Source organism: Xenorhabdus lircayensis (genome assembly GCF_016306625.1).
GTDB lineage: Bacteria > Pseudomonadota > Gammaproteobacteria > Enterobacterales > Enterobacteriaceae > Xenorhabdus > Xenorhabdus lircayensis.
Genome location: NZ_JACOII010000010.1, coordinates 44,150 through 50,149, shown reverse-complemented (window position 1 = coordinate 50,149; position 6,000 = coordinate 44,150). Strand labels below are relative to the sequence as shown.

5 protein-coding genes and 1 pseudogene are annotated in these 6,000 nt (G+C 37.1%); all 6 read left to right on the top strand.

Features of this window, described 5'->3' with window-relative positions; genetic code table 11:
• The first annotated feature begins 506 nt into the window (after positions 1–506).
• The 6 genes and pseudogenes from betT (at position 507) to H8A87_RS01340 (ending at position 5,403) form a co-directional block, all read left to right on the top strand.
• Positions 507–2,501: a choline BCCT transporter BetT gene (betT, locus tag H8A87_RS01360; protein WP_198688231.1), complete on the top strand. Its 1,995-nt coding sequence runs from the start codon at positions 507–509 to the stop codon at positions 2,499–2,501.
• Between the two features lie 532 nt (positions 2,502–3,033).
• On the top strand, positions 3,034–3,216 hold the full coding sequence (locus H8A87_RS20375) for a hypothetical protein (RefSeq protein ID WP_408646855.1): 183 nt from the start codon (positions 3,034–3,036) through the stop codon (positions 3,214–3,216).
• A pseudogene (locus tag H8A87_RS20370) lies at positions 3,192–3,472 on the top strand (IS1 family transposase). Before H8A87_RS20375 ends, H8A87_RS20370 begins: the two are co-directional and overlap by 25 nt.
• Positions 3,473–3,793: 321 nt before the next feature.
• The gene (locus H8A87_RS01350) at positions 3,794–4,069 is read left to right on the top strand and encodes a PAAR domain-containing protein (RefSeq protein WP_198688230.1); all 276 of its coding nucleotides are present in this window, start codon (positions 3,794–3,796) and stop codon (positions 4,067–4,069) included.
• Positions 4,070–4,240: 171 nt separating this feature from the next.
• The gene (locus H8A87_RS01345; protein ID WP_232370015.1) at positions 4,241–4,636 is read left to right on the top strand and encodes a DUF943 family protein; all 396 of its coding nucleotides are present in this window, start codon (positions 4,241–4,243) and stop codon (positions 4,634–4,636) included.
• 302 nt (positions 4,637–4,938) lie between these two features.
• On the top strand, positions 4,939–5,403 hold the full coding sequence (locus tag H8A87_RS01340; RefSeq protein WP_198688228.1) for a hypothetical protein: 465 nt from the start codon (positions 4,939–4,941) through the stop codon (positions 5,401–5,403).
• Positions 5,404–6,000: the final 597 nt, after the last annotated feature.

The window sequence follows — 6,000 nt, the reverse complement described above, 5'->3', positions numbered from 1 at the left end:
GGAAATGCACGATAAAGTGATAGGAACTTTTATTGAACGTGAACATTATTTTCAACACCATGATCTAACCATTTAATACATGACCAAATAATGAGAGTAATTTTAGCCAGTTCTTTCCCACCTATAAGATAAAGTATCAAAGGGATTGTAAAAAAACCTAAGAGAGAGCGATTATCTAACCGACGTAAAGCATTAAGTATTTTTTCGTCATGTTTTTTGATTGTATATCTAGACAACGTAATTACCCCAAACTGGTTTGAATGTATTCATTTCACAATGTAACCAACACCTTCAATGTAAATCTATATACCCCTCTGTAAGTACAGTTGCTTTTACTTTTATGTTAAGGTGGCCTTTAGTGTGGGCTGAGTGAATTATGAACACAAGATGCCTGCAAGGTATATAACCCTTTATCAGGATTATATGTATCTTATCGAAATCTCTGCAAAAATTGCTTATTGGAGTAAATAGGAGATAGTGTCGGACACTAATTTTGAAGGATAATTATGAGTCAAGATAATACTGGTCAGGTAAAGACTAAAACTTACATTAACCCACCAGTTTTTTTCTTCTCGGCGTTTTTAGTCATTGCACTGGTGACATTCGCTGGTTTGAAACCCGAACTTGCCGACCGATGGTTTAAAGCTTTGCAGCAGGATATTTTTATTAACGCCAGTTGGTTTTATATCCTTACTGTGGCTTTGATTTTACTTTCGGTCACTTATCTGGGCTTGTCCAGATATGGCAATATAAAACTGGGCCCCGACCATGCTGAACCAGATTTCAGTTATTTTTCCTGGTTTGCCATGCTTTTTTCTGCGGGTATGGGGATCGGGCTGATGTTTTTTGGTGTAGCCGAACCGGTCATGCATTACCTGTCACCTCCGGTGGAGACGCCTGAAACGATTGCTGCTGCGAAGCAGGCCATGAAGCTGACTTTCTTCCATTGGGGGCTTCATGCTTGGGCAATTTATGCCATTGTGGCATTAATTCTGGCATTTTTTAGTTATCGACACGGTTTGCCTTTAACTTTGCGCTCTGCATTGTATCCGATTATTGGCGATAAAATTTATGGACCGATTGGTCATGCCGTGGATATCTTCGCTGTTATTGGTACGGTATTTGGTGTTGCCACCTCTCTGGGATATGGCGTTCTTCAGGTTAATGCGGGTCTTAACCATTTGTTTGGTTTACCTATCAATGAAACCGTACAGGTTGTACTGATTATTGCGATTACTGCTCTGGCGACCCTTTCCGTTGTTTCCGGTCTGGATAAAGGCATTCGCATTCTATCTGAATTGAATTTGGGGTTGGCGTGTTTATTGTTGATTCTGGTTGTTGCTTTGGGGCCAACCGTCCTGCTGCTGAAATCCTTTGTGGAAAACACGGGCGGCTACCTTTCGGAAATTGTCAGTAAAACGTTTAATCTTTATGCCTATGAACCCAAATCCAGCAATTGGTTGGGGGGATGGACATTACTGTACTGGGGATGGTGGTTATCATGGTCTCCATTTGTTGGCATGTTTATCGCGAGGGTTTCCCGAGGCCGGACAATCAGGGAATTTGTGACAGGCGTCTTATTTGTACCCAGTGGTTTTACCCTGATGTGGATGACGGCATTCGGTAATAGCGCCATCGATCTGATTTCTAATAAAGGGGCAAAAGAATTAGCCAACGTAGTACAGACAGATGTCTCTCTGGCGCTATTTAGCTTCTTGGAACACTTCCCGTTTCCGACTGTTCTGTCATTCATTGCCATGGCAATGGTCGTGATGTTTTTTGTCACCTCTGCGGACTCTGGTGCAATGGTGGTTGACACATTGGCTTCTGGCGGTGCTCATAATACACCCGTCTGGCAACGGATTTTCTGGGCTGGCTTGATGGGCGTTGTTGCCATTGCGTTATTGCTTGCCGGGGGCTTATCTGCCTTGCAAACGGTAACGATCGCCAGTGCGCTTCCTTTCTCGGTCATCCTATTGATATCGATCTATGGTTTGCTCAAAGCATTACGGGTTGACGCATACAAGAAAGACAGCCAGCAAATGACTACGATTGCGCCTCCAGCCAGTCGCAATCCGATTCCGTGGCAGCGGAGGTTAAGAAATATCGTCTATTACCCTAAGCGCTCGCAGGTGAAACGTTTTATGAACGAAGTCATCCAACAGGCAATGGGAATGGTGGCTGACGAGCTAGGGAAACAGAACAAAGTCGCTGTGATCAATGATGAAATGGATGGACGAATTCATCTGGAAGTGGACTTTGGCGAAAACCTCAATTTTGTGTACGAAGTTCGTCTAAGAGGTTATATACAGCCTACATTCGCCCTTGCGGGTTTGGAAGATGATGAAAGAAGTGAGGAACAAAAATATTATCGTGCGGAAGTTTACCTTAAAGAAGGTGGACAGGATTACGATCTGATGGGGTGGACTCAAGAACAGATCATTCATGATATTTTGGATCAATACGAGAAACACATTCACTTTTTACATTTGGTTCGTTAATAAATAGTTCGTTAACAAATAGTTCATTAACAAAAAACCTGCAATCCCCAGACTCACAATCTGGGGATTTTTCATAATGTGATTTATATCACTCTATTGATATAAACATAAATTTTAGGATTTTTGGAGAAAGTATTTATATTTAAAAGCCTAATGATTAATGCATGAAATATCCTCTTGCATTAGGCTTATTTTTTTACCTCTATTTTAGTCTATCTCTCTAAATCAGAAATAATTCTAAAATCAAATATCATTAATGATATTTGTATTTTGTTTTTTATTTCATTTGGTGATCGTTTAATATCACTTCTTGGTTTTTAGGTGATGATATCAATTTGCTGATTATGTATAATACCCCTATTTGGAGAATATTCAGATGGCAAAGATTGATGTTGTTTGTCTATCCTGTCGTGCTGTCAAAGGCATTCACCGCAATGGCCGCTCTCGCTCTGGTCATCATCTGCCAATCTTGTCGTCATACCTGGCAACTTGAATTTACTTATACTGCGTGTCACATCAGCAAATTGTTAAGATGGCTATGAATGGCTATGAATGGGTCTGGATGTCGGGCAACCGCGCAAGTGATGGAATTGGACTCAATACGGTGGTGCTTCGCTACTTAAAAAATTCCAGCCAAAACAAGTCACAGAAGCTATTTCTCCTGGCTCGGAAGTCGTTGTTTGCTGCGAAATGGATGAGCAGTGGTCATACGTGAAATCAAAGGGTAAGCCTCGTTGGCGCCTTTCGAAATTGTGCTCTACATGACTGATGGCTGGCAGGGTTATGAAAAGGAACTGGCGGGGAAACTTCATGTCATCAGTAAGCGTTATACACAGCGCATAGAGAGGCATAACCTGAACTTGCGCCAGCATTTGGCAAGGCTGACTCGTAAAACATTTTCTTTTTCAAAATCCATTGAAATGCATGATAAAGTTATTGGGTATTATTTAAATATTCGTCATTATCAGTAAATTGGAATCAGGATCATATTTAATAAAATATGATCCTGAATTAGATGAAAGTAAAATTCACAATTTGTTAGAGGAAATCGTATTTCTAAGGAATTGATAAAAGTATCTAAACTCAATATGAACTGCTATAACCCGATAAAATCAATATATTATTCTGTATTCTTTCCATTAAAAGAGATTACTTAGGTTGATACTGTCAGAAGACAAGGTGTAGAATAAATATTCTTTGAACCAAGAAAGTTGACTAAAATATTTAGGTGTTAAATTCAAATGTGATTAGTTGTTTCACTACAAATTGAACTTAAAACGAGAGGAAATCAAATGGCAAAAGGAAATTTTTTGACAGTTGGAGATAAAACTACGTGCGGTGGTGCGATCTTAACAGGAACCAGCAACATTAAATTTTACGGAAAACAAGCTGCAATTGAAGGTTCTACTGTGACTTGTGGCAGATATTCGGGAAATTATGCCATTGTGGGAGGGGTCGGATCTTTTTTGGATAAAGGAACTAAATTAGCAGGGACTTTGGATAGTCGGGCTACCTGTCCTTGTAGTGCTGGTCTTATCCATTCTATTCCTGATAGCTATCAAAAATAGACTAATTTTATGATAGGCAGTTTCGCATAATAAGAGCAACATTATTACTCTTGAAGTAAACGAGCACGTATTCATAATAATGAATTATATTATTTAAGGAGGTTATAATTCCCATCTATAACAACAGTCATAAAAAATAAAATAATAAAGATTATTAAGAAAAAAGTATTGATGCTGGCTATTTTTATTATCGCCATTTATATTTCTTATTTGTTTATTTTTGCTGTAGAAATAATCGGTGCCCATGATATGACTCCGGGAAGTGGATATCGTGTTGTGTTAGTAAAAAACTTCCCTTTGACAAATTGGGGTAAAGTGCATTGGTGGAATAAGAATAAAGAGATGCTAAAAGAAAGATATGATGTTCCGCGCCCAGATTATGATGGAAGTTATGAAGTCATCTTTGTTGATATAGAGAATGGATATAAGGTTGATAATGGAGAAGATGAAGATTCAGATCTTCTTTGTTTTGATGATATGAATGCTGAAGATAATTGTGTTGAAAAGAGATTTGTTTTCGAACTTTCAATGTCGAAAAATTTAGGGTTTCAGTATAATTTTAGATGAAATATAACTTTAATATATTACAGAGTAAATAGTTTTGATTGATCATTATAAGTTAATATAATCCTATTTAAATGCCCTTGCCCATGTTGCAATAAGACGTTTTTTGAGTTCCTTGGTGAATATGATATTTTCCTTATTTGTGAATTGTAAGATGATCCTATTCAATATCAGGAGCCTGATTATTCTAAAGGGACTCATTCAATGAGCTTAAATGAAGCCAAAAATGCCTTTAAACCAGGTAGAAATATTGAATTATTTTATGTATTGTTAAATAATTTTTTTAAAAATCAAAGGTACATAGTATGGATGGCTATAAAAAGTACACTATGGATAAAGCTGATTTAATATTGCATCCTATTATCGGTGGAGAATTGATATTACTTAATTACGTCGGCTTTGCACAAGAGAATAGGTTTGCATTTTTAAGTAAGATAGAGGGTTGGGAGCGAATGGATGATTCTGAAATATTAGAGAATATCAATTTCAAAAAATACCTTTCCAGTGATGTTTTTATAATTAATGAAGATTCTTATACAAAAGATAAAGTTTATTTAATGGATATAAATAACATCGATGATTTTGTTGAAAGTTATTTTAAGTTGAACTCGAGTTGTTTTTTTGATGGTGATACATTTTTCATATCACCTCTGAATAAAGTTTTGGTTGAATTTCAACATGATGGTTATGTATTTTTACATAAATTACCAATAGTATTGAATGAACTTGGTAAGTCGAGAATATCAAAGAAAGAAATATGCTATATTTAATTTTTCATTGATGTTATGTATAAAAGCTCAAAAGCCCTAATTGGGGAGAGCGGGGTTTGATTAAAAATAAAAAATATAATGCTTTATTCAAGGAATTTGGGGAAAAATAGCTCAGAAATCAAAAAAAGAGTGGGCAATTTATTCAAAAATCTCATAAAAATTCTTGAGAAATCATTATTGCTGTTTGTCATCACCACCGGAGGCAACTCATTTATCTAAAATTGTCATTATGGTGACAATTTGCGTTATAATTACTGCATTATTGTTATAATAGTGACAGGAGTAACTCCAGTGTTTTCTCTCTACACTGCCTATGATGTGCAGCATGAATTAAAAGACTTTATCAAGCGGCAACGTAAACAACAAAAATTGTCCGTTGAAGACTTGGCCAAGCGTTCCGTATAGCACCATTAGGAAATTTGAGCGTACAGGTAACATTTCATTACGGCAGTTTCTTATGTTATCGGAAGCGATTGGTGAGTTACATCCGCTACATGAACTCACTAAAGAATGTAAGCGCGAGCCAACCTCGATTGCTGAGGTACTAAAAAATGCTTAATACTCCATTGAATGTCAAAAGGAAATTTTCTGATGGCA